This window comes from Mesorhizobium sp. M7A.F.Ca.ET.027.03.2.1 (assembly GCF_003999175.1).
GTDB lineage: Bacteria > Pseudomonadota > Alphaproteobacteria > Rhizobiales > Rhizobiaceae > Mesorhizobium.
On sequence record NZ_RZOM01000756.1, the window covers coordinates 1 to 3,080 of the forward strand.

Here is a 3,080-nt window from a genome sequence, read left to right on the forward strand (position 1 = left end):
CACCTCGCCATTGGCGTCGGCCGCCATCTCATGCTGCCAGACCTGCTCGCTGAAGCCCAGTCGCGGCGCCGGCACGGTGCGGTAGCCGACCTTCTGCGCCTCGTAGCGTTCGCCTGCATGGCCAGCCCAGACGACGTCGCGGATCGGCGCCAGATAGCGCGAACCCTCGTCGAGCAAGGGGTGGCTGACATTGACGTGGTAAAAATACATGTGCGGCGTGCGATTGAAGCCATGGTTGACGACGCGGTCCGACAGCCGGATCTCGTTGCCGCCGACATCGGCCTCGATACGCCGGATCAGATGCAAGTCCTCGCCGAACACCGCCGATTGCTGAACGATGCCTTCGGCCCAAAGCACGCAGCGGTCGCCATCCCAGGCCTCGCCATAACCGGTCAGCCGCGCTGGAATGGTGCCGACGCGGCCATGCAGCGAATGGATCACGGTCTTCTTGCCCGGGTAGTTGTAGCTATCGGCAGGCACCTCTTCGCGGCCCAATATGTGGTCGAGGCCGCAGGTGACAAGCAGGCCGGAAAACGAGCGGGCCCAGGCCAGCCCGCCTTCCCCCCCATAATCGTGCAGGCCGGGATGACGAAAGCCGCTCGGCGAATGCCAACCGATCGCCTGTCCCCTATAGTCGCAATCGGCGATGTCGAGCGCCCGGTCGACCAGCGCGGTGAAGCGCAGGCCCGAGCCGGTGCGGAATTCCAGCATGCGGATGCCGCGTTCCACACCGTCGCCAAGCGTCATCAGCCGCACGCCGGCAAATTGCGACAGCATGCCCGAACGTTCCGACACCTGACGGCGCGAAAGCGTCTTGCCGTAAAGTTCTACCATGTGACGGCCAACTTCTTCACTTCGCTCTCGTCTCTTTCAGCAGGGCCGACATATCGGCGCCGGTGATGATGCTCTCCACGGTCAGGAGATCGGTATCGGCAACCGTCTGCTCGGCGACGATCTCGCCGCGGCGCATGACGATGATGCGGTCGGCGACCTGGAACACGTGGTGGATGTTGTGGGTGATCAAAAGCACGGAATGACCGGCGTCGCGCACCTCCTTGACGAAGCGCAGCACGCCATGGGTTTCCTCGACACCGAGATTGTTGGTCGGCTCGTCGAGGATGATGACCTTGGCGGCGAACTGCATGGCGCGAGAAATCGCAATCGACTGCCGCTCGCCACCCGACAGCGTCGAGACCAGCGCATCGGCGTCGAGTTTTTTCGAGATGCCGACGCGCTTCAACAGCGCCGACGCCGCATCGCGCAATTTGGCGAAATCGAGCGGCGCGAACACGCCCAGCCATTTCAGCTTGACCGGTTCGCGCCCAAGGAAAAGATTGCGCGCAATGCTGAGATCCGGCGCCAGAGACGTATCCTGGTGGATGGTCTCGATGCCGAGGTCCATGGCATCGCGCGTCGAGCGGATCGAGACCTTCTCGCCGCGCACATAGATGTCGCCACGGTCGATCGGAAACACACCGGAAATCGCCTTGATCAGCGTCGATTTGCCGGCGCCATTGTCTCCGAGCAAGGCCACCACCTCACCCTCCTTGAGAGCAAAGGACGCATTCTTCAGCGCCCGAACGCTGCCGAAGGATTTTTGCAGATTCTGCAGCCGGAGAACTTCCATCGTCAGCCCCTTGCGGCGTTCTTCTGCAGCAAAGCGTGCAGGATGAGCATGGCGAGGATGATGAGGCCGACGAAGATGTTGTAGGCGAGGCCCGGCACGCCGATCAGCACGATGCCGTTGCGGATCGCGCGCAGCATCAGCGCGCCGACGATGGTGCCGAGGATCGTGCCGCGTCCGCCGGTCAGCGCCGTGCCACCGACCACCACCATGGCGATCACTTCGAGCTCGTAGCCGGTGCCGGCCACCGGTGAGGCGGCCGAGATGCGGAAGGCGCTGATCATGCCGGCCAGTCCCGCAAGGACCGAAGTCAGGATGAACAGCCACACCTTGACGGCGTCCGCCGGCACGCCGCGCGCCACCGCCGCGTTCCGGTTGGAACCGATGGCGCTGATCCAGTTGCCGAGCTTGGCAGAGCGCAGCACGTAGATCGCCAGCAGCGAGAGACCGATGAACCACCACAGCGAGGTGTAGAACCGGAACGACCCGACATTGAAGCTGCCGGCCAGCAGCGTGACGAAAAAGCCTGGCTGGTCCCAGGATTTCAGCGGAAAGCCCTGCGTGATGTAGAGCGCTGCGCCGCGCACCACGAGCAGCATGGACAGCGTGACCAGGAAGGACGAAATGCCGATCTTGGTGACGATCAGCCCGTTGATGGCGCCGATGGCGATGCACAGCAGAAGCCCGGCCAGAAGCGCGATGCCGATATCGACGCCTCCGTTCTGCACCAGAAGCATGACGACGACCGGCGCCAGCCCGAACACGGCACCAACCGACAGGTCGAATTCGCCCGCCGTCAGAAGCAGCGTCATGCCGAGCGCGATAATGCCGAGCTCGGGCAGGAACGCCATCATGTTGGAGATGTTGAGCGGCGACAGGAAATTGGCATCGGCGATGGCGAACACCGCGAGCAGGACAATGAGGATGACGAGCGAGGAGAATTGCGGCGAGCGCATAAGGCTCGATCTGCGTTTCCCGACAGGCATTTCGTCTTCTGCGGCGATCATCATGACTGCTTGAACCATGCTTTGAAATGGTACCCGCGGCCTGCGCCGCGGGCACCGGTTTTCACTTCGTGTCGTAGAGTTTCAGGATCGGTTCGACGCTCGAGGCGTCGTAGAGGCTGAAAGTATGGATGTCGTAGCCGATCGGTTCGCCCGACGCGGCGAGCCCGAGCAGCGCCACCGGCATGAAGCCTTGCGCAGACGGGAACTGCCAGGCGGCCGCGTTGACGAAGCCGGACTTCACGGCTTCCGCGGTTTCCTTCGAATTGCCCCAGCCGACGACCGGGATCTTGCCGGCCGGCACGCCTGCGCCGTCGAACACCCGCTTGACGCTGGCCGCGACGGAATCGCCGAGCGCGATGATCGCCGGCGGATTGTTGGCCACCATGTAGTCGGTCATCTTGGCAATGATGCCGGCCGGGTCGGTGCCGCAATCGACCACATCATATTTG

Annotated in this window: 4 protein-coding genes; all 4 read right to left on the minus strand. The window is 63.3% G+C overall.

The genetic code is table 11. The features are described 5' to 3' along the window. On the minus strand, nt 1-834 hold an 834-nt coding region (locus tag EN750_RS26245), incomplete at its 3' end, for a DUF4432 family protein (RefSeq protein WP_127398319.1). A gap of 16 nt (nt 835-850) precedes the next feature. Then, nucleotides 851-1,633, minus strand: coding sequence for an ATP-binding cassette domain-containing protein (locus EN750_RS26250; RefSeq protein WP_024501560.1), 783 nt, complete (start codon nt 1,631-1,633; stop codon nt 851-853). Beyond that, the gene (locus EN750_RS26255) at nt 1,630-2,631 is read right to left on the minus strand and encodes an ABC transporter permease (protein ID WP_127398321.1); all 1,002 of its coding nucleotides are present in this window, start codon (nt 2,629-2,631) and stop codon (nt 1,630-1,632) included. The genes EN750_RS26250 and EN750_RS26255 overlap by 4 nt, the downstream gene beginning before the upstream one ends. A gap of 61 nt (nt 2,632-2,692) precedes the next feature. After that, a partial coding sequence (locus tag EN750_RS26260; RefSeq protein ID WP_145967921.1) for a substrate-binding domain-containing protein occupies nt 2,693-3,080 on the minus strand: 388 nt, incomplete at its 5' end.